The organism is Paenibacillus silvestris, assembly GCF_009882985.1.
GTDB classification, from domain to species: domain Bacteria; phylum Bacillota; class Bacilli; order Paenibacillales; family NBRC-103111; genus Paenibacillus_E; species Paenibacillus_E silvestris.
In genome coordinates this window covers 40,917-63,151 of the sequence record NZ_WTUZ01000040.1, presented here as the reverse complement: position 1 = coordinate 63,151, position 22,235 = coordinate 40,917, and the positions used below count along the sequence as shown (strand labels likewise).

Below are 22,235 nucleotides of genomic sequence, written 5' to 3'. Positions count from 1 at the left end.
AGAAAAAGGGAGGGGCACATGAACGCTTATGACAATGCTAAGATATCCCTGCGTCAGCTTACAATTTTGATCATTCTGGGGATCATAGGTGACTCCATCTTAATCTTGCCAACGATCATTGCCTCCTCGGCCAAGCAAGATTCTTGGTTATCCATGATTGTAGCCACATTCCTTGGATTCTTGTCTGGTTGGTTATTCGCTTCTATGGCCAATAAGCTTCAACGAAACAGCTTGTTCGATTTCACGCTTCAGAAGCTTGGGCGCTATGTAGGAGGCTGCTTCTGTTTGCTGTTCTTATTTGAATTTTTTATATGCATCCTATCCCTTTTGAGTGAGATGAGTCAGTTTATGACGACCCAAATGATGCCTGAAACACCTGTTAACGCCATCATTATCGTATTTCTCACGGTTATTATAATCGCTTACAGGTATGGTATTGAAGCTTTTGCGCGCATGAGCGAGCTGTTGTTTCCAATGTTCATGGTATTATTTCTTTTTCTCATTATCTTCTTGATGCCTCAAGTCGATTTCTCCAACTTATGGCCGATTGCAGCCAAAGGCATGAGCCAGATATGGCGAGGTTCAATACCGGCATTCACATACGGATTTACGGAGATGGTTATTTTACTTATGTTGGTTTCCAATGTTACGGGTAACGCAAAGTTGACAAAACCGATTATGACAGGCTTCGCTCTCGGCGGAGTCATCATGTTTTTCATTGTATTACTTTGCGTTCTCGTTCTTGGCACGAATTTGATGGAAACGAAATATTACCCAACTTTCGTATTGGCGCAAAAAATAACGATTGGCCACTTTTTGGAGCGGCTTGAAGTCATTCTCGCTTTTTTATGGATCATAACCGTATTCTATAAAACGCTGCTGCTATTTTATTCGTTGATGACTGGTATATCCCAAATGCTCAAACTAAAAGAAAATCATATGCTTACTATTCCAATTGGCATGATACTTCTAGTGGGTACCGTTGTCGGCACTCCGAGTATAATCATTTACATTGACTTACTGAAGCAATATTACGTTTGGTTTGATCTGAGTTTTTGTGTCCTTGTACCTTTGCTGTTGTTTGTGCTGCTTTCTATTGTTGGTAGAAAAAAGCAAGGTCTCTCGTCATCCAAATGATTAAGCAAGGTGTCCTACTTAGACACAAAAAGTTTACAAGTTGGTAACATGCACGTTACCCTAGAGAGGTATAATTTCACCGAGCATCCTCGTCCTTGATGGAAGACAAGATCAAGGCTAGAGCGGGTGTCCATGGCATAAGGAATGCGGAGGACGGATGGAGAAGACCAAGATCTTACTGATTGAGGATGAAGCAGCGATTGCTGATCTTCTGGAATATGGGTTACAAAAGGAAGGGTATAACATCCAAAAGGCATCTACAAGTGCCGAAGGCTTGAGACGGCTAGAATTGTTTCAGCCAGACTTATTATTGCTAGACTGGATGCTGCCGGACGGGAACGGTCTGGATATTTGCAAAAAAGTGACCGCCTTATATAACATTCCAATTGTCATGCTGACAGCGAAATCGGATATTACAGATAAAATTCTTGGTTTGGAATTTGGAGCCGATGACTATATAACGAAGCCGTTTGATCTTCGTGAAGTAGTTGCCAGAATAAGAACGATATTGCGCAGGTTTGCTCAAGCGAATCGGACTACGAGCGAACCACAAGAAGCCGTCATCCAAATAAGAGAAATTACGATATCTACAAGTGAGCGTTTGGTTCGACGAAACAATGAACTTGTTGATTTGACCCCCAAAGAATATGATCTTCTGATGACGCTTTATCAATCCAAGGGTAAAATCTTCACCAGGACAGAACTGCTTGATCAGGTTTGGGGGTATGATTTCGCAGGGGATACAAGAACCGTGGATACTCACATTCAGCGTTTGCGCAAGAAATTGTTACTAAGCGACCTGATTACAACTGTGTTTAGCATAGGCTACAAATTCGAGAGACAAGTGGACTTGTAACATGTTGAACACCATTAGAGGGAAGCTGCTCATCGGTTTTTTTCTCATTTTTCTTATTTTCTTTTTGATTCTAAATCAGATGGTAGCAAGAAATATCGAATCCGGTAACCAAAAGATGATGACCGATTCGTTAATTGGTCTGAAAAATAACAGCAATGCCTACGTGCGGCAGTCATTCATGATCCATCATTTTGCCAATGATGAGCTGTATTTCGGACAAATCGCTGAAGAAATGGCGAAAGATTTGCTGCATGACACGTCCACTAGCCTTGCTTTGTACTCTGTAGCTGGGGAGAAACTGTATGCGACGGACGCTACCTTGTTCACGGCGGATGGCGACGATTTAAGACAAGCTTTGCTTGGCAAGACCGCTTATCGGATCACTTATGAGAATAGCACCGCATCGGTTCTGTTCGCATTCCCCGTTATTGTTGATGGAACGAAGGTCGGAATTATTCGATTTGCCAAGGATTTCACTTTGCTCTATGAGCAGAGCACACAAATAAGGCGAACCATCTTCGTGACTGCCATGGCTGTTTTTGCGGCAGCATTTCTATTCACTTACTTGTTATCCCGGCATATTACGGTGCCATTAGTGAAATTGTCCATGGCCTCCACTGAAGTCATGAAGGGCAAGCTAGACACTCGGCTTACGTTTAGGCGCAAAGACGAGATCGGCAAGCTTGCTGCCAATTTCAATAACATGATTGAACGCATCCAGGACCAAATCACCACAATCGAACAAGATCGAGATGAACTAGAGGAGTTGAACCAAGCGCGCAAGCGCTTTTTCGATAATGTGACTCATGAACTGAAAACACCGCTTACAACCATCATGGGGTATGCCACCATTATTCGCGAGAATGGCATCCAAGATCAAGTGATGTTTGATAAGGGCATTACCCATATTGTTGACGAGAGCAAAAGGTTGCATGACATGGTGTTGAAGCTGCTCGAACAGTCGAAGGAATCCCATGTGGGGGATCGCGTATCCGTCGTGGATGTAGGCTATCTTCTTGGGGATGTTAGTGAAACGATGACGATTAAGGCCAAACGATATAAGAAATCAATTCGATGTCTTACGGAAGAAGGTTTATTCGTAAATGGACAGGCGGATAAACTGAGGCAACTCTTCATTAATCTCCTAGATAACGCGATCAAATATGGCTATGCCCACAGTGACATTGAAGCGAAAGCGGAACTTGCGTCCAATGTTGTACAGTTGACGTTCACAAATAAGGGGCCGACGATGAGTCCGGAGCATCTCAGCCGGATTTTTGAGCCTTTCTATCGTGTGGATTCCACGAAACATGAAGCAGATAGTGCAGGCCTGGGACTGAGCATTAGCAAAGGGATTGTTGATGAGCATCAAGGCAGTATCCGCATAACAAGCTCCTTGGAGCAAACCACGGTCTATATCGAATTGCCATACAAAAGATTGGAGCGTGACGAGGAATGAGTAGACGCCAGCTTGTCGTGATTACGATTCTCTTTCTTGTAACGATTCTATTGACAGGCTGCTCGACAAGGACACGATCGGATACCATTATCATCCCAGATACAGAGGAATCCTCAACGCTCAAAGGGGAACACGGTGTGTATGATGTCAAGACGATCTATCGCATGCTTAGCAAAACAAGTGAGCAGGGAACCCCGTTAGGTTGGAGCAGTCCCACTTCTGTTCTGACCTTATTTGAGGGACATGAGAAACTGCCAAGTCTAGATCGTGTTGATGCTCCTTATGAAGAGCATCTGAAACTGCTCAGCATCGAAGCGAAGTCTATTTACATGTCTTTATCTCCTAATGGACAATCGATTGCTTATGCCAAACAGCAGACTAATGGAACGATTGGATTAAACCTCACGACTATCACGGATCAGAAAGAATTGGTTATCACGGCAATTGCCATAGACCAGATTCGATCTTTGAAACTTGGATGGTCAAACAATAGTCGTTATCTCGTTTATATCATGAATAAGCCAGAGAACGAAGGGGCAATAATTGGCGTATACGACATGATGGAGCATCGTATGAAAAGTTATTGGTATGATGGATGGAACCAAGCCGATATTATTGATTCCATTCAGCTAGCTGACGATGCCCAAAGTATGGCAATTGTCCGTTCAAGTGGGAAACAATTCTATGTAGAAATCGACACGTGGAACGGCAACGCAGCGAACCGCCAATACGAACATCTCGCAGCTAACGACAGCCAAATCGAATGGATCCACAACGATCAAATCGCGTTTATCGGACAAGAAAACACCTTATATGCCTATGAGCGACGTAATGCGGCCCTTTCCGTCCTAGTAGAAGGGGTAAACATGTTCCGTTTATCAACGGATCGCAAATCGATTGCCTTCTCACAGAACAAGGACACTGTCTATGCGGCTTCGTTGTATGGAAACAATGTGCTTAACAAAACGCAACTCTTCAAAGGAGTTGTTCCCTCGTTCATAGCGTGGAGCTCCGATAATCGAAGACTTCTCTTAAGTGGATGGAAGCCTTACGAGTGGGATAAGCCTCATACTGTTCCCGCCCCTGCGCCTGAACCAGCAACGCGTTCATCTTCGGCTCAAGAAGCTGCTGCAGCGACTAAAGTGAATCAAAACTTAGTGATTGAATTCAAATAAAGAATCGAAGGGGACACCTTTCGGTTCTTTTTTTTGACATCTCGTTGACATTTCGTTAACAAGTTGGTTAAGTGACCGCAACATCCTTGGTTTACATTGATCTTATAGGCGACATATCAAATTATCTAGGACAAGGATGGGGAGTAAATTGAAGAAATCCAACTATTGGCTAGGGCTTAGCCTGAGCGTTGTCATGCTGGGAATGTCGGCATGCAGCTCGAACCCCAGCACGAGTGCAAGCAATGTTAGCACGGACACGGGGAAGGCAGGACAGTCATCCGCTCCACAACAAACCGGGACGAACGCGGCTAATCCTTCTAAAGGAGGTAAAGCAACGATTGTATTCTCCACCTTTTGGCCAGATGAGGGGCTCAAGAAGGCGAAGATGAGTTATGAAGCGGCTCATCCGAATATTACCATTGAGCTGCAAGATGTGGTGACGGATGATGCGCATTTGGAAGCCGAACTGCAGAAATATGTAACAGCAACGAATACCGCCATGTTATCAGGGAAAGGCCCTGACATGCTTGCTTTAGACATGCTGCCAAGCGAGAAATATGTCGGTCAACATCTACTTGCTGATCTAAGCGGGATGCTGAAGAAAGACCCTGGCTTTCTAAAGGGAGACTATTATAACAATATTCTGGAGAGCTCTCAAACAAGTGGAGGCCTTTTCGGATTACCGTTATCCTTTTTCCTAAATGTATTAATTGGCGATGAAAAAGGCATTAACCAAACCGGTATACCGATCGACGATAAGAACTGGACTTGGGAAAAGTATGCCGATACGCTCAAGCAGCTAAGTCAGAAGGGACCCAGTAAAGCGCCAACAAGCGGAGCAGCCGGAGCTGCGCCATCCGATGGGAAAGAAATGATGCAGGTGCTGCTGGCAGAAATGGTAAAAGAAAATTATTCGCATTTGGTGAATGAGTCTACCAGGAAGGCAAGTTTCGACACGGCTGCTTTTACGGATATGATGGGTCAGGTCAAAAAGATGTATGATGACGGCGTATTCGCGAGCACTCGCGGCGGATCCTATTTCACCCCGAAGAATGTGAATTCTGCCTGGGATTATCTCGTTACGATGAAGGAATCTGGCAAAGATGCGAGATTATATGCTAAACCAAGAGCGGAAGGAACGACAGCGGGAGGATACTTTTATCCATACAAGGTCATTGGGATCAATGATAAATCAGCCGTCAAACAAGAAGCTTGGGAGTTTCTCCAGTACTTGATGTCTGAAAATATAGAGACTGCGCCAGAGCGAGCTGGTTTCCCTGTCAACAAGAAAGTGTATGAAAAGCAAGTGCAGCAGCTCCTGGCCAGCGGAACAGTTAAAGCCTATGAAGAAGGTCCACTTCACGGTCAATCGATTCCTGTCGATCCCGCCCAGATTCAACTGCTGAACGGCTATCTATCCGAGGCGATTCATCCCGTTGCTTTCCAACCAACCAAGATCGAAGAGATCGTTCAAAAGGAAAGCGAGGCCTACTTCACCGGTCAGAAACCCGCGAGTGATGTGGCGAAGCTTATCCAAAACAAGGTGATGACGTACTTGAATGAATAAATTCCTACTTCCAACTTGGCTTGGGAAAGAAAGCATCGTGCCATGGATCTTCTTGGCGCCTAGCGCAGCTGGCTTCATTCTGTTCTATATCATCCCATTTGGAATGGGGATTGTTTACTCTTTTACAGATGCTACGATTGGCGGTTCGTTTGTCGGCTTCGATAACTATACGGCACTGCTCAGCAGCAAATCGTTTCATAAAGCTTCTATGAATACATTGCTTTTTACGAGTATTAGCGTGCCGCTGCTGATCCTACTATCCTTGATTCTTGCTATCCTTTTGAATCGGCAACTCGTGATTCGTGATTGGCTGCAGACATCATTTGTATTGCCGCTTGTCGTCCCAGTAGCTTCCATCATTATGATTTGGCAAATTTTTATTGACTGGAATGGCGCCCTTAATGCTTGGCTGCATAGTCATAACTGGGGCAGGATCGATTGGATGCAGTCTGATGGATCGCTAGGGGTATTGGTCATTTTATATATTTGGAAAAATATCGGGTACGACATGATCTTATTTCTGGCTGGACTTCAGGCGATTCCCGTCTCCTATTATGAATCCGCCAGGATCGATGGGGCGAGCAAGCTGCGTCAGTTCGTACATATCACGCTGGTCTATTTGACGCCAACGATGATTTTTGTCGTACTGATTTCGATTATTAACTCGTTTAAAGTGTTCAGGGAGACCTATTTACTCGCAGGCGATTACCCCTATGACCGCATCTATATGCTGCAGCACTATATGAACAATATGTTCTTTTCGCTGGATATTCAGAAGCTTACTGCAGGGGCATCCCTGATGGTGGGGTGTATTCTAATAATCGTGTTCGTACTGCTTACTATTGAGCGGCGTTTTCAATCTTTTATGGAATAAAAGGAAGTGAAATCAATTGTGAAACGGCTGACCAAGGTCATAGTAACTCTCTTGTTAGCGATGGCAGCAGGAATCTCCTTGGTTCCCATAGTGTTAACCTTTACGAACTCTCTCATGACGGAGCGTGAGATTGGACTTAATTATGACTGGATTGGGAAAATGCCTGATGCGTCAGCAGGGGATAAGGATGCATTCGTTAATCTGAAATGGATTCCGGATTGGCTTAGTTTCAGTCAATATGCCGAAGTATTAGTACGTAATCCGAAGTTCCTGCATATGTTCTGGAACTCAGTAGGGCTGGTTGTTCCCATCATCTTGGGGCAAGTTGTTGTAGCTTCGTTAGCAGCCTATGCCTTTGCCAAGCTTCGCTTCCCAGGCAGGGACAAATGGTTTCTATGCTATCTATTGACGATGCTAATGCCATTTCAAGTGACGTTAGTTCCGAACTATATTATTTTGGAAAAGCTCGGACTGTTGAACACGAACTTGGCTATTGTGCTGCCAGGCATCTTCGCAGCCTTCGGTGTCTTCATGCTGCGCCAGTTTATGCTTCATATTCCAGCCGTATTGACGGAAGCAGCCAAAATGGATGGGGCTGGGCATTTCACCATCTTTGGTCGGATTATTCTCCCACTTGTGAGACCGGGTCTAGCGGCATTAATTGTTCTGTTATTCGTTGACTACTGGAATATGGTCGAGCAGCCGCTCATTTTCCTGCAGGATGCGGTTAATCAGCCCTTATCGCTTTATTTAGCGCAGATCAGCAAGGAGGCTAGAGGGGTTGTTTTCGCAGCATCCGTCCTCTATATGAGTCCTATGGTCGTTCTATTTCTTTATGCTCAGAACTATTTCGTAGAAGGGATTCAGCTATCAGGGATAAAAGGATAGGGGCAGCATCCGGTTGATTGTGAGCAAATGTAAGATCAGGAGGAATCGTTTTGGATTTAGAAACGAACAATAGCAGAGGTAAAACTGGGAAACGCTGGCTGCATGTCGCAACCGTGCTGATGATAGCTGTGTTCGTGTTATCAACGCTGTTGAGCAACACGCTCTATGGCATGACACTTCCAAAGGTGTCGACACAAAGTGTTGGAGCTGGACAATTAGATCAGACATTTAAAGGCAGTGCTTTTCTTAAGCCTGTGGAACGAAGAGAACTTTCGGGACAGTCAGGCTGGCAGGTGACGAAGGTACTGGTGCAAAAAGATGAAGTTGTTCATAAGGGCCAAATCCTTGTACAGTACAACAATGAGGACGCTCAAAATCAACTGCAAACAGAGAATACGGCATTAAACAAACTGATGGTGTCTATGGAAAAGTTGGAATATGACTATGTGCAAGCGGAACATAACGAAGACCAAGGAAATATTCTCGCAGCCAAAGCAGCGGTGGAAAGCGCCAAGCTTGATATCAGCGCACAGCAGCAGCGAATCAGTGATTTGACTGCTAAATTGGCGGCAAATCAATCGCTGCTTGCTCCTTTCGATGGGAAGGTCGCGGAGATAAACGCCAAAGAAGGGATGGCAGGAGTAGCAGGGGCTCCTGACATCTTGCTCTTGAATACGCAGCAAGGTTACCAAATTAATTTGCTCATTCCTACCTTGATTGCCGAGAGTCTTACTTTAGGCGAGGATATCGAGGTTCAACTCCATGGTAAAGATACTCGGTCCATTTCAGGAAAAGTAACGAAGTTGGAAGGTGCGGAGAGCGGAAATAACGCATTAACGGAGACGAGTGGCGGACAAATGGAGAAGTCAGTGGAAACAACCCAGTTGACGGTACTTTTCCAAGATGCATCGCTTGTAGGCAATGAAAGAGCCGAAGTGACAATTACCAAAAAAGGAAAAGCCGGCGCGATGGTTGTCTCGAAGACAGCAGTACGGAGTGATCCATCAGGCACATTCGTGTACGCGGTCGAAGAAAAACAGGGTCCACTCGGCAATGCCTTCCATGCCGTTCGAAGAAACGTAAAAGTTGTTGAATCGAACGAGCAAGCTACTGCCATCGAAGGACTGTTTCCGCAAGAAGCGGTCATTGTGGAGAGCAGTGAACCGCTCTTGGATGGGAGTCGTGTGCGAGTTGTCGAGTAGATGGAAAGTGAATAATGTAACATAACTTAAGTTATGTAAACAATATAGCTAGCAGCACAGGATCAATGATCTTGTGCTGCTAGCTTTTTTAGATATTTTGGTGTAAGCATGAACTTACTCCTTGTTTATTAGGTAGGGTCGAAGGGGTGGCTAAGTAAGGCACATTGGATGAATTCCAACGAGCATGCGAATTTAGAGGCCCAAATGCCTATTTGATTGGACAAAATCCAGCGAAGCAAGAAATTTTGACGGATTTAGCGTCTTTTTAGTCACTGTTGTTGGATTTCATCCAATCAAAAGAGGAATGAATATGTTTTTACGGTGATCACATTGTATTTCATCCAACGGGAGAAGAAGAGTGAGAACCTAGCACCCCAGATTATGTACTCGCAAGTGAAACCAACAGTGCCTCGAGTATGTGTCAATAGGGAACCTTTGGGATCAACCCGCAAAATTTGCTGCACTTTTTGCAGGATTGCTAGGGCGTCAGGCATATGTCTCCTTTGCCGTATCCAATCTCGCGGCTAACACCACAACATCTCATCCCGCTTACGTGTTATTGAACTTGCCGTTAGACACGAAAGGACCGCCACGTGGACCCTTCTTAGCAGATTAATGTTGCATAATCAAGTAACCGTGAATTAAATTGGCTATAATAAAACGAGAAAGCTTATAATGATACATATTTGTTGTAAAGTGCAACACAATAATAAATTATTTTTACATAAAGGAGTTTCTTCCCGCATGCAAATAAAAGTATTGGCAATCGCCCCATATCCCGGGTTAAAGGGGTTAATCGAGAGCATCGCTAAGGATGATGCACGGATAAAGATTGACATTGAAGTGGCGGATCTACATAACGCGCTTCCCATCGTTCAAGCTGCCAAAGGAAAATATGATGTCATCTTGAGCCGTGGGGGCACATCGACATTGATTAAAAGCCATGTAACTACACCTGTGGTCGATATTCCTGTTTCTGGGTACGACATTTTGAGGGTACTCACATTGGTGAAAAATTCGAATAGTAAAGTAGCCATCATTGGTTTTCCTAACATTTGCCGCGGAGTCGCGGAGGTCTCCAGCTTGCTTGATTATGAAATTCCCATCTATTCGGTGGATCGGGCTTCTGACGTTCCTCAAGCATTGGAAAAAGCTTTGGCGGAAGATGCCCAAATCGTTCTTGGAGATGTCGTCACCGTGAATACAGCCGAACAAATGGGCTATAACGGCATTCTGATAACTAGCGGACGGGAGTCTGTGCTCGAAGCGCTTGAAGAGGTGAAAAGGATTTATGAGTTCGTCTGGAAAGCCCAGGAAAGCGAACATTTATTTGAACATATCCTTGAACATCACCGGACAGGCGTTATGGCTGTCAATGAAAGCGGCGGAATCCTCTATGCCAATGAAGCAGCGGCCTCATTATTAGGTTATAACAGCTCCGTGATTCGAGGGATGAATCTAGCAGGCATCGATCCAATATGGAGCCGTTATTTGGAGGAGGCTGGCAAGCGTACAACTGGCGGGGTAAATAAACAAACAAAGTGGTTTCAGAGAAGACAGGTAAGCATTGAAATCATTGTGCCTTCGAAGCAAAGTCGAGCGAGCTATAGCTACTTCGTTTATTTATATCCTACAGAAACTAATAGTAACAGTGCTGGTACTTATAATTTCCAAATAACCGACCGCATTGCTACGTTTGCCCAGGTTATGGGCTCCAGCAGTGTCATTATGCAAGCTATTAAGCGGGCTAAAGCGATGGCGCAAACACGAAATCCCATTTGGATAACGGGAGAAGAGGGCAGCGGAAAGCAGCTTTTCTGTCAAGCCATTCATTCCGCAAGTGCGCGCTCAGCAGACGCTCTATACATCATTCCATGCGAGCAATTATCGGAAGAGGAACAGGAAGCGGTCTTACTCGGGACGGAGGATTATCCCGGACTACTTTTCAAAGAATCTGTCGGAACGATTTGTCTAGCTAATATCCAACACGTTCGTCCGCAGCTGCAGCGGAAGCTTCTTTCTACGATGACAACGGGGACACACGCCCGTCTTATAGTAACAACGTCCCACCCGATTAAGTTGATGCTAAAAAAAGAAGAAATGGAGCCGTCCTTTGTCCTTGCCTTCATGGATATGAACATGAACCTGCCGCCTTTACGCGAAAGATTGGAAGATATTGATGAAATAGCCCGCGTATTAATTGCGAATTATAACTCCCGTCATGGCAAACAAATTGTTGGTATCAGGCCGGAGGTACTAGAAGATGATCTCATGCACAAATTATGGCCAGGAAACATCCACCAATTGAGAATCGTTTTGGAGAGCATGCTTTCCTGTACGAACGGACATTATATCGGCACGAGTGAAGCCAAAGAAGGTTGGCAGAAAGTAAAGGAATCGTTGCAAAATGAAGCATCGAGCCAGCTGGCTACCATAAATTTATCAGGGACATGGGATGAGATTGAACAGCGAATTCTGTTGGAAATATTAGAAAAAGAAGGAATGAATCAATCAAAAGCCGCAAAACGATTAGGCATTAATCGATCTACGCTATGGAGGAAGTTGAAAGACGTGTTGCAAATTTAAACGATTGTGCCCGTTGTTCTCACCTTGATACTGTCATATAATCATCTCATGGGCAATATCGAAAAACAGTGTTGCATATTGCAACTATATGCTCAATAAAAACTTCTTAGGAGGAAGTACATCATGAGAATTAAAGCAGCAATTGATCGGATTCCCGGGGGAATGATGATTGTTCCGCTGATTTTGGGGGCTATTATTACAACATTATTCCCTACAATGGGCAAAACATTTGGATCTTTCACAGGCGCTTTAATGACGGGATCTTTGCCAATTTTAGCTGTCTTCTACGTCTGTATGGGTTCTACGATCAATTTTAAAGCAACTCCTTACATTTTGAAAAAAGGCGGCACTTTGCTTGGCACTAAAATTTTAACTGCGATCGTCGTAGGATTTATAGCTGCTAAGTTTCTAGGCAGTGGCATGATTAGCGAAGGCTTCTTTGCCGGCATTTCAGTACTCGCCATCGTAGCTGCCATGAATGATACAAACGGTGGATTGTATATGGCTCTAATGGGACAGTTCGGCAAGAAAGAAGATGTTGGCGCTTACTCTGTCATGAGCTTGGAATCCGGACCTTTCTTTACGATGATTTCATTAGGAATTGCTGGTTTGGCCGCGTTTCCTTGGCAGACATTCGTTGGCGCGATTTTGCCATTAATCGTGGGTATGATCTTAGGAAATTTAGATAAAGACATGCGTGAATTTCTATCCAAAGCTGTTCCTGTCTTAGTTCCGTTCTTTGCCTTTGCTTTGGGTGCAGGTTTGAATCTTCAAACGGTTTGGAAAGCTGGTTTCCTTGGCGTATTGCTGGGAATTGGCGTCGTCGCTGTTACCGGTCTTACTCTAACGCTTATCGACAGATTGATTGGCGGAAACGGTATTGCAGGTATATCCGCTGCTTCGACAGCAGGAAATGCGGCGGGTGTTCCAGCAGCAGTAGCCGCGGCGAATGCCGCTTATGCTCCGCTAGTACCATCTGCAACAGCATTGGTAGCTTCTTGCGTAATCGTTACAGCGATCCTGGTTCCAATCGTAACAGCTTGGTATGCCAAAAAAATTGGAGCAAAGAGTCAAATCAACTAAATCGTTATAGATTTGCATGGGAGGAACTGCACCATGAAACAAATTGCCATCATTGCAGATGACTTGACCGGAGCTTCCGATTCAGGTGTTCAATTTGCAAGAAAAGGACTGCAAACACAAGTATTTTTTGATATTGAGCAAGTTTCCAAACAAGAGCAGGCGATGGAGGCTATCGTCATCGATACCGACAGCCGTTCTGTTGCGCAAGAGATCGCATATGCCAGGGTGAAGGAAGCAGCCCTTCCCATTCATCAAGCGGATTTCCCACATATTTATAAAAAAATGGATTCCACACTTCGCGGAAATCTGGGTGTCGAAATTGACGCTGTGATGGATGTCATTCCTTTTGATTTTGCCGTCGTAGCTCCAGCATTCCCGAAGATTGGCCGTACCACATCACAAGGCATTCATTATCTGAACGGAGTTCCGGTAAGTGAAACCGAAATAGCGAATGATCCGAAATGTCCAGTCAAAGAGTCCGATTTGGTCAAATTATTTTCTTCGCAATCCAAACGTAAAGTTGGCCTTATTCCTTTAGACATCCTGCGCGCTGGAAAAGATCAGGTACACCTGAATATCCAATCACTCCTTGAAGCGAAAATAGAACTCATCGTTTTTGATGCGACAACCGAAGAAGATGTCGGGCATATCGCTGAGTGGGTTGCTCAAACTAGTTACAAACCGTTGTGGGCAGGTTCTGCGGGATTAGCTGATTTCCTGCCTAGCGCATTATCGCTTCCAGTTCATTCAAGTGAGTCTTCCGAGCAAACGCTAGGCGGGACGAAGCCTGTGATGTTAGTTGCAGGAAGCATTTCGCAGGTGACCCGTGGGCAAGTAGCTGCTTATAACAGGGAGCCGCGAGTTATCGCCGTAGAACTAAATACGGTACAAGCCATCGCTTCCGAAGAAGGTTTAAAGGCAGAGATTGAACGTTGTGGAAGGGAGCTTCAAGCTGCGTTAATGGACGGCTTCGACGTTTCTCTGTGCGCAAGCTCATCTCCTGAACAAGTGCAATTGACGAAGGCAGCAGGCTCACAAAGAGGACTCAATTCTACAGAAGTATCCAACCAGATCTCGCATATTTTAGGCGAAATCGCCTCCGAAATTATGCAGAGCGTCGAGCTGCAAGGAGTTATTTTAACAGGAGGAGATACGGCAAAAGGGGTTTGTAAACATCTAGGCGTATCCTCCATACAGCTGATCAAAGAAATAGAGCCAGGTATCCCATTAGGACTCCTTGTTCGTGATAAGCCCGTATGGGCAGTAACAAAAGCAGGAGCTTTCGGAAATGAACATAGCTTATCCAAAGCTAAAAAAGCTTTAAAGGGGGAAGTATTTCAATGAATAGACCAATAATAGGCATTACAATGGGTGATGGAGCAGGTGTAGGCCCAGAAATCATCATGAAATCACTAAAAGATGCCCAAATTTATGATACCTGCCGTCCCTTTGTTATTGGAGACGCCAAATTATTAGAGAGAGCGGATCAGTTCGTTCATACAGGACTTCGTGTTCGCCGAATTGCTTCAGTGGAAGAAGCGCAATTCGTACACGGAACTGTGGATTGTTATGACCTAGACTTATTGCCAGCGGATCTTCCAATAGGTCAAGTCTCCAAAGAAGCTGGACATGCCGCATTCATGTATTTGAAACAGGCGATTGAACTAGCTAACGCAGGAGCAATTGATGCTATTTGTACAGCTCCGTTAAACAAAGAAGCCCTTCATAAAGGTGGACATATCTACCCAGGACATACTGAAATTTTAGCTGATCTGACAGGTACAGAAGACTTTTCAATGATGCTTTCAGCGCCGAAATTGAAGGTTATTCATGTCACGACACACGTTGGTATTCTTGATGCTGTACGGATGATCAATCCAGATCGTGTCTACAAAGTCATTCGAATGGCTCACGAAACCTTGCAAAAAGCTGGGTATGAGGCACCAAAAATTGCTGTCTGCGGAATCAACCCGCATGCGGGAGAAAATGGGCTTTTTGGCTATGGGGAGGAAGACGAGAAAGTCGTTCCTGCGGTCAAGAAGGCGCAAGAAGAAGGCATTCAAGTTGTAGGACCTCTGCCGGCAGATACATTATTCTTCCGCGCAACGCGGGGAGACTTCGATATCGTCGTTGCTATGTATCATGATCAGGGACATGGTCCGATCAAAGTATTGGGGCTGGAAGCCGGTGTTAATATTACGGTAGGTCTTCCGATTATCCGAACTAGCGTAGATCACGGTACAGCGTTTGATATTGCCGGCAAAGGCATTGCGGATGAGCAAAGTCTGAAAGAAGCTCTTAAGCAAGCGATTGAATTGGCACCTAGACGCGAACAATAACATAAGAGATGATAAAACCTCTGAACTTGGCCATTGAGCCGTGTTCAGAGGTTTTTTCGCTATAGGAGTCTTTTACATTTTCAAACTGCCGCGGATTAAACCAAAAGGTTTTAATAGCGTGATGAAGAAATAGTAATGACATGGAAATAGGAGATAGGAGGAAAAAATGATGAATATTCGAGTTCTGGATGAGTCCGATGTTAGAAAGTATCAAGAGTTGCGTTTAAAAGCCTTGAAACTTAGCCCTGAGGCATTTGGCTCGACCTACGAAAGAGAAGTTCAGTTTACGTTGGAAACCTTCGCTGAGAGAATAAAACCTGCGAATGGGAAGTTTGTACTTGGGGCATTTGATGATAGCGGTTCGCTTGTTGGCATAGTAAACTTCGTTCGAGAGAACGGTCTGAAAAGCCTCCATAAAGGAAATGTCTACGGGATGTATGTAGCACCTGAAGCGAGTGGGCATGGTTTAGGGAAAAAACTTATGCTGGACTTGGTTAAAAGAGCAAGCGGTTATGAAGGATTGGAGCAAATTAATTTAACCGTTATGTCAGAGAATTTTATTGCCAAAAAATTGTACAAGTCCTTAGGTTTCGAAATCTATGGCGTGGAACGTAAAGCATTGAAGGTTAACGAACAATATTTTGATGAGGATTTAATGGTTCTTTACATCTAAGGTAGAGGATGATAGTCATGTTAGCAGATCGTTATGATGCTGAATTTGTGAGAAGAAACTTGCTTTCTAAGGAGAATTACAAGCCATTTCCTACTTGTGAGGAGCGCACGGAATGGCTTGATGTTCCACAAAATGTGCAGCGTTTTTGGATTGAAAAAGCTGAACGCAAGCTCAATTATTCATGGCCAACTATCACAGCCACGCAATATATGGACTTCAGTAGAACAGGGAATCGTGTTAAATATGATTCGCTTTTATTAGAACGAAGGCAGGACCTCGCTTCTTTGGTCGTTGCGGAATGTATCGAGAACCAAGGGCGCTTTATGGATGATATCATCAATGGAATCTGGTGCATTTGTGAAGAAACATTCTGGGGGATCCCAGGGCATGGTTATATGATGAAGCGACAGGATCCACTTCCTGATGTGACGGATCCAATCATTGAATTGTTCGCTGCTGAAACTGCGACCTTGCTGTCATGGGCCTATTTTCTACTGAAAAAGAAGCTGGATGTTAGTAGCATTATGGTTTGTGAACGCATACATCTTGAGGTTAAGAATCGGATTCTAGACCCTTATTTACAACGTACTGATTTCTGGTGGATGGGATTCAATCAAGAGCGGATGTTAAACAATTGGAACCCCTGGTGTCATTCAAATTGCCTACTGGCGTTCCTGCTCTTGGAAGACGACCAACAGCGTCGTGAAGAAGCGATTCTTAAAGCGATGCGCAGTTTGGATAAGTATATAGAACGACTAGATTCAGATGGCGGCTGCGAAGAAGGGCCGAAGTATTGGATATATGCAGGTGGCAAATTGTTTGATTGTCTGGAACTGCTTTATGGTGCGACGAGTGGAAGCTTGGATGTTTTTCAAGAGCCGCTTATTCAAAATATGGGTCGATATATCTACAAAGCTTATATTGACGGGAATTATTATGCCAACTTTGCTGACAGCTCGGCTATCGTACATATTCCTGCTGAACTCATGTATCGATATGGCCGGCGTATTAACGATGCTAAGCTATCTGGACTTGGTGCCATCGAGTTGAAGAAAAAGCGTGAGGAAGCAACCCATGTAGAGTTTTCGACCATGTTTCGTTTATTGTCAGCTGTTTTTCATTACAGAGAAATGGAGCAGGATACCGGAGAATCTCCGTATATAAGGGATGCTTGGCTTGGCGGGATTCAAGTGATGGTTGCGCGGGAGCAGGAAGGCTCATCCAAGGGGTTGTACCTCGCAGCTAAGGGTGGACATAATGATGAAAGTCATAATCATAATGACATCGGTCATTTCATCGTGTATTACGATGGTTCTCCGATGATTATTGATCCTGGTGTTGGGACCTATACATCCAAATCTTTCTTTTCAGAACGCTATTCCATCTGGTCAAATCAGTCTGCTAATCATAATCTACCCCTTATTAATGGGGTGCAGCAGCTTGCTGGAAGACAGCATAGAGCGGATCAAGTCATTTACACTCAAGAAGATTCGGTTGCTTCGATCTCGATGAACATAGAGAACGCTTACGCTGATTCTGCTGGCATTACAAGCTGGAAGCGCTCCATTAGCCTCATTCGTGATTCAAATCCCTCTATTGAAATCAAGGATAATTTTCAACTGGAGCGTATGACAGGCGATATTTCTCTCATTATAATGACACCACATGCTCCTCAGTTCGAGAGAATTGGCATCATTGCGCTGCAAGATATCAATGATAATAAGTTGATGATCCGATATGATGGGGAAATGTTTGCGGCTTCAACTGACCTGATTGTTCTTGATGACGAAGTGATGAGTGACGTATGGGGAGACCAGTTGTACAGAATCAAGCTTAGTGCAATAACGGCTATCGATCATGGCGAGTCCATTATTTTAATAAATAAGTTATAAATATGTTGCTATCGTGTCGATTCTTTCGTCGCCCATTCGTTGTCCTTATAGAGAGTGAAATTCAAGGCACTAGAAAAGGAGATTTCAATGGACACTATCATTTCGAAAGACGGCACGAAGATCGCGTATGATAAAATGGGGCATGGACCAGCAATTATCCTGGTAGGTGGGGCATTCAGTTATCGCAAGTTCCCAGATGTGGTACAGCTGGCAAGTTTATTATCCCAGCATTTCACGGTGTACAACTATGACCGCCGCGGCCGCGGCAGCAGCGGAGACAAGAACACATACGCCATAGAACGCGAGTTTGAAGATCTTGATGCATTAATTGAAGCAGCTGGTGGTTCGGCCTACGTATGGGGTTTGTCATCCGGGGCAGTGCTTTCCTTGCAAGCTGCAGCAAGAGGAGCAAACATCACGAAATTAGCTCTGCATGAGCCTCCATTTGTGGTGAAAGAGACAGACCGCAGACCGCCTCAAGATTTGGTTCAACATGTTACTGAGCTTATTGCCGCTAATCGTCCTGCTGATGCCATCAAGTATTTTATGACCAAAGGCATGGGTGCCCCTTCTTTCATAGTCAGTATGATGCGCATGATGCCAGGTGTGTGGGCAAATCTCATGGCTGTTGCGCACACACTTCCCTACGATGCAGCTTTATTAGCAGGATTCATGGACGGAAAGCCGCTGCCAACAAGCGAATGGGGAAATGTCACGATACAAACTCTGGTGCTCGAAGGCGTTGAGAGTCCTGCTTCGCTGCGTCATGCTGCCCAAGCACTAGCCGGTGTGCTCCCTAACGCAGAACTGCGGAGTAAAAAGGGGCTTGGGCATACGAAGAAACTCAATTCCAAGCTTATATCCACGGAGCTTGCAGCTTTCTTTATGGAAACCAATAAAATCAGTTAATTATTAATTCATAGGTATACAAAATTAGGAGGGATCCAAGAAGATGAGATTCATGATGATTGTTAAGGCTACAACAGACTCAGAGGCAGGGAATTTGCCAAGCCAAGAACTTCTTGACGCCATGCAAAAGTATAACGAGGAATTAGTACGAGCCGGTGTTTTACTTGCTGCGGACGGTTTACAGCCTAGCTCTGGCGCTATTCGGATTTCCTACCCAGAGCCTGGAGGCAAACCGAAAGTAGTCGACGGTCCGTTCACGGAAGCCAAAGAAATGATAGCTGGCTATACGTTGATTGAAGTTAAGTCCAGGGAAGAGGCCATCGAGTGGGCGCTGCGCATGCCGGATCCCCATGGATTCGGTCAAGGGGAAATTGAGCTCAGACAGGTATTCGAGATGGAGGAGTTAGCGGACGACCCCGAAACAATTGCGAGAGATGCAGCACTTCGTCAGCTAGTCAGGGAGCAGCATAAAGCGTGAAGTTGTCCACTACACATCGAACCATTGAGACAATATGGCGAATGGAGTCGCCCAAAATTATCGCGGGATTAACGCGAATGGTGCGTGACGTGGGCCTTGCAGAGGATCTTGCCCAGGATGCGCTTGTGATTGCTCTTGATCGATGGTCCGATCACAATATTCCTGACAATCCGGGCGCCTGGTTAATGACAACAGCCAAGCGGCGAGCTATTGATCATATGCGCAGGAACAAACTTCGTGATCAAAAATATAGGGAAATGGCCTATACCCTAGATGCATACGAAGAAAATGACAAGCATTTGGAAGAGGAGATCGGTGACGATCTCCTTCGTTTGATCTTTATGACTTGCCATCCTATTTTATCGCGGGATGCGAGAGTTGCACTGACGCTTCGCCTATTATGTGGACTGACCACAGATGAGATAGCGCGATCTTCTCTCGTCGCCGAGCCAACGATAGCCCAGCGAATTGTTCGTGCAAAAAGGACTCTTAGTGCTGAGAAGGTGCCTTTTGAAGTGCCTGTCGAGGAACTTAAAGACCGCCTGTCTTCCGTTCTTGAAGTCATTTATCTCATGTTCAATGAAGGATACTCAGCAACCTCGGGGCAACATTGGATCCGTCCCCTGTTGTGCCAAGAGGCACTGAGGCTCGGACGCGTACTTGCGGAGATTGCTGTACAGGAACCAGAAGTGCATGGACTTGTCGCCTTGATGGAGCTTCAATCTTCAAGGTTTAAAGCACGGGTTGACAGCAACGGAGAACCCGTGCTTCTTATGGATCAGAATCGAGCCCGTTGGGATCACCTGTTGATCCGCAGAGGCTTGACGGCATTAGAAAGAAGCAGGAAGCTTGGACAGCCACTTGGTCCTTACGCAATACAGGCAGCGATTTCTGCCTGTCATGCAGAAGCGAGGACTGCAACTGAGACAGATTGGATCCGAATTGCAGCACTCTATGAAGCGCTTTCGATCGTATCGCCATCACCGATTGTTGAATTAAATCAGGCTGTTGCAATATCAATGGCTTTTGGTCCGGCCTTCGGGCTGCAAATGGTTGATGCTTTGCAATCGGAGACATCCTTAAAGGGATATTATTTGTTGCCGAGTGTTCGTGGTGATCTCTTGGTCAAGTTAGGGAGGCTAGATGAAGCTTGTATGGAATTTGAACGCGCCGCATCGATGACGAAAAATGAACGAGAAAAGGAACTTTTACTGAAACGGGCAGAAGAGCACCGTAACAAGGAGCGCTTGGATTACGAATAAGAAAAGCCCGAGGCATGCTAAGCATCCTAGGGCTCTTTTTCTTTTATTCAGCTGTACTCTCAAGATTTTTAAATTGATTGGAAAACATCCGGGAATACGTACCATCTTGATTCATCAATGTGCTGTGACTGCCTTGTTCGGCGATCTCACCACGGTCAATAACCATAATTGTATCCGCGTCCCTAATCGTATTCAGACGATGCGCAATGATAAAGCTAGTGCGGCCCTTCATGATGGAGAGCAGGGCTTCCTGAATATGCAATTCGGTCCGCGTATCAATGCTGCTCGTCGCCTCATCCAGAATAAGAATGGAAGGATCAGCCAGTATGACGCGCGCGATCGCAAGCAATTGGCGCTGCCCCTGACTCAAATTCCCGCCATTCTCGGAGAGCGGGGTGTCGTATCGCTTAGGCAGCCGGCTGATGAAGGCATCTGCATTCGCAAGCTTAGCAGCGGTAATCACTTCAGCATCCGATGCATCCGGCTTGCTGTATTTGATGTTCTCCTTAATGGTGCCGGAGAACAAATACGTATCCTGCAGCACGATGCCGAAGCTGCGGCGCAGGCTGTCGCGCGTATAGGATTTGATATCGCGCCCGTCAATGAAAATCGTCCCACTGGTGGCGTCATAGAACCGTGTCACTAAGTTGACGATCGTCGTCTTGCCGGCGCCAGTGGGTCCAACAAGTGCAAGACTGCTGCCAGCCGGCGCATCAAAGCTGACTTGATTCAGGATCGGCCGATCGGGACGATAACCGAAGGTTACATCCTGGAAGGTGACGTGTCCGACGGGTTTCACCAGTTCGATAGCGCCAGGTTCATCTTCGACTTCCTCCGCTTCATCCAACACTTCAAAGGCACGTTCTGCCCCAGCAACACCAGACTGCAGCACGTTATACGTGTTCGCAATCTCATTAAGCGGTCTAACAAATTGGCGCGAATAGCTCAGAAAGCTGGCAATAACGCCGACTGTGATGTGACCTTTGACAGCGAGAACACCTCCTACAATGGCAACAGCGGAGAAACCAATATTGTTGATGACGCTTAGCAGAGGCATTAAAAAGCCGGACCAGATCTGCGCCTTCAACCCAACTTCATAGAGTCTTCCGTTCACGGAATTGAATTCGTCGATAGCTTTCTTCTCACGATTAAAAGCTTTGACAACGAGAAGCCCGGAAATGGTTTCCTCAATATGACCATTGAGCTTGCCTAGCTGTGCCTGTTGGTCTTTGAATAACACACTAGTTCGCTTGGTAATGGTCTTGGCCAGGAAGAATACGAGTGGAACGGTGATGAGACTCGCCAGCGTCAGGGTCGGACTTAGGATCAGCATCATCACTAAGGAACCGACGATAGCAATGGAGCCTGACATCAACTGCGTAGTGGATTGCGATATTGAGTTGCTCACGTTATCAATATCATTCGATAATCGGCTCATGATATCACCATGAGAGCGCCCATCGAAGAAAGCAAGAGGGAGCTTCTGCAGCTTCGCAAACATCGTTTGCCGAAGCCGTTTCACTACGCGCTGTGCTAGTCCAGCCATAACCCAGCTCTGCAGGAAGGTAAGCCCGCCATCTGCGATGTAAGTGGAAAGGAGAACGATAAGTGTTACATCCAGTACGCTATAATTAACCTGGCCTCCTGCCATCGCGTCTACGGCTACACCGATGAGGTAAGGGCCGGCTAGTGTCAAAGCGGAATCCGCAATAATGAACAGGAAGACTATCGTCAGCCATTTTCGTTCTGTACCTAGGTAGGACCATAGACGGCTTAGGGTGCCTTTGAAATTTTTGGGCTTCACGGTTGGAGCGCGACCTCCCCGACCCAGGGGTCCCGCAATCATTGGGACGTC

The 22,235-nt window shown here is 45.4% G+C and carries 18 protein-coding genes; 17 read left to right on the top strand and 1 reads right to left on the bottom strand.

The annotated features are described in order from the left end of the window. Positions 1-18: 18 nt before the first annotated feature. From GQF01_RS32340 to GQF01_RS32260, 17 genes are all read left to right on the top strand, one after another. Complete coding sequence (locus GQF01_RS32340) at positions 19-1,137, top strand: GerAB/ArcD/ProY family transporter (RefSeq protein ID WP_161411215.1); 1,119 nt, start codon at positions 19-21, stop codon at positions 1,135-1,137. Between the two features lie 157 nt (positions 1,138-1,294). After that, on the top strand, positions 1,295-1,993 hold the full coding sequence (locus tag GQF01_RS32335) for a response regulator transcription factor (protein ID WP_161411214.1): 699 nt from the start codon (positions 1,295-1,297) through the stop codon (positions 1,991-1,993). 1 nt (position 1,994) lies between these two features. Next, a complete protein-coding gene (locus GQF01_RS32330) occupies positions 1,995-3,452 on the top strand; it encodes a sensor histidine kinase (protein WP_161411213.1) in 1,458 nt (485 codons plus the stop codon). Continuing rightward, the gene (locus GQF01_RS32325; protein ID WP_161411212.1) at positions 3,449-4,627 is read left to right on the top strand and encodes a hypothetical protein; all 1,179 of its coding nucleotides are present in this window, start codon (positions 3,449-3,451) and stop codon (positions 4,625-4,627) included. The genes GQF01_RS32330 and GQF01_RS32325 overlap by 4 nt, the downstream gene beginning before the upstream one ends. Before the next feature lie 136 nt (positions 4,628-4,763). Next, positions 4,764-6,194 (top strand): ABC transporter substrate-binding protein, encoded by a 1,431-nt coding sequence (locus GQF01_RS32320; protein WP_235960772.1) that lies wholly within the window; start codon positions 4,764-4,766, stop codon positions 6,192-6,194. Further along, a complete protein-coding gene (locus tag GQF01_RS32315) occupies positions 6,187-7,068 on the top strand; it encodes a carbohydrate ABC transporter permease (RefSeq protein ID WP_161411210.1) in 882 nt (293 codons plus the stop codon). Before GQF01_RS32320 ends, GQF01_RS32315 begins: the two co-directional genes overlap by 8 nt. A 60-nt stretch (positions 7,069-7,128) precedes the next feature. Continuing rightward, positions 7,129-7,956: a carbohydrate ABC transporter permease gene (locus tag GQF01_RS32310; protein ID WP_161412078.1), complete on the top strand. Its 828-nt coding sequence runs from the start codon at positions 7,129-7,131 to the stop codon at positions 7,954-7,956. Between the two features lie 50 nt (positions 7,957-8,006). Then, the gene (locus GQF01_RS32305) at positions 8,007-9,158 is read left to right on the top strand and encodes an efflux RND transporter periplasmic adaptor subunit (RefSeq protein WP_161411209.1); all 1,152 of its coding nucleotides are present in this window, start codon (positions 8,007-8,009) and stop codon (positions 9,156-9,158) included. A 744-nt stretch (positions 9,159-9,902) separates the two neighbouring features. Beyond that, a complete protein-coding gene (locus tag GQF01_RS32300; protein WP_161411208.1) occupies positions 9,903-11,744 on the top strand; it encodes a sigma-54-dependent Fis family transcriptional regulator in 1,842 nt (613 codons plus the stop codon). Positions 11,745-11,867: 123 nt separating this feature from the next. Beyond that, positions 11,868-12,827 (top strand): 2-keto-3-deoxygluconate permease, encoded by a 960-nt coding sequence (locus GQF01_RS32295; RefSeq protein WP_145663490.1) that lies wholly within the window; start codon positions 11,868-11,870, stop codon positions 12,825-12,827. A 33-nt stretch (positions 12,828-12,860) separates the two neighbouring features. Then, entirely contained in the window at positions 12,861-14,171 is a 1,311-nt protein-coding gene (locus GQF01_RS32290) for a four-carbon acid sugar kinase family protein (protein ID WP_161411207.1), read from the top strand. After that, positions 14,168-15,166 (top strand): 4-hydroxythreonine-4-phosphate dehydrogenase PdxA, encoded by a 999-nt coding sequence (gene pdxA, locus GQF01_RS32285; protein ID WP_202556817.1) that lies wholly within the window; start codon positions 14,168-14,170, stop codon positions 15,164-15,166. Before GQF01_RS32290 ends, pdxA begins: the two co-directional genes overlap by 4 nt. A 169-nt stretch (positions 15,167-15,335) precedes the next feature. Further along, complete coding sequence (locus GQF01_RS32280) at positions 15,336-15,839, top strand: GNAT family N-acetyltransferase (protein WP_161411206.1); 504 nt, start codon at positions 15,336-15,338, stop codon at positions 15,837-15,839. A 17-nt stretch (positions 15,840-15,856) separates the two neighbouring features. Continuing rightward, entirely contained in the window at positions 15,857-17,731 is a 1,875-nt protein-coding gene (locus GQF01_RS32275; protein ID WP_161411205.1) for a heparinase II/III domain-containing protein, read from the top strand. An 87-nt stretch (positions 17,732-17,818) separates the two neighbouring features. After that, entirely contained in the window at positions 17,819-18,640 is an 822-nt protein-coding gene (locus GQF01_RS32270; RefSeq protein ID WP_161411204.1) for an alpha/beta fold hydrolase, read from the top strand. A 43-nt stretch (positions 18,641-18,683) separates the two neighbouring features. Then, positions 18,684-19,118, top strand: a complete 435-nt coding sequence (locus GQF01_RS32265; RefSeq protein ID WP_161411203.1) for a YciI family protein — start codon at positions 18,684-18,686, stop codon at positions 19,116-19,118. Continuing rightward, entirely contained in the window at positions 19,115-20,380 is a 1,266-nt protein-coding gene (locus GQF01_RS32260) for an RNA polymerase sigma factor (RefSeq protein ID WP_161411202.1), read from the top strand. The genes GQF01_RS32265 and GQF01_RS32260 overlap by 4 nt, the downstream gene beginning before the upstream one ends. Before the next feature lie 43 nt (positions 20,381-20,423). Here GQF01_RS32260 and GQF01_RS32255 read toward each other — a convergent pair whose 3' ends face one another. Further along, the gene (locus GQF01_RS32255; RefSeq protein WP_235960848.1) at positions 20,424-22,226 is read right to left on the bottom strand and encodes an ABC transporter ATP-binding protein; all 1,803 of its coding nucleotides are present in this window, start codon (positions 22,224-22,226) and stop codon (positions 20,424-20,426) included. Between the last annotated feature and the right edge of the window lie 9 nt (positions 22,227-22,235).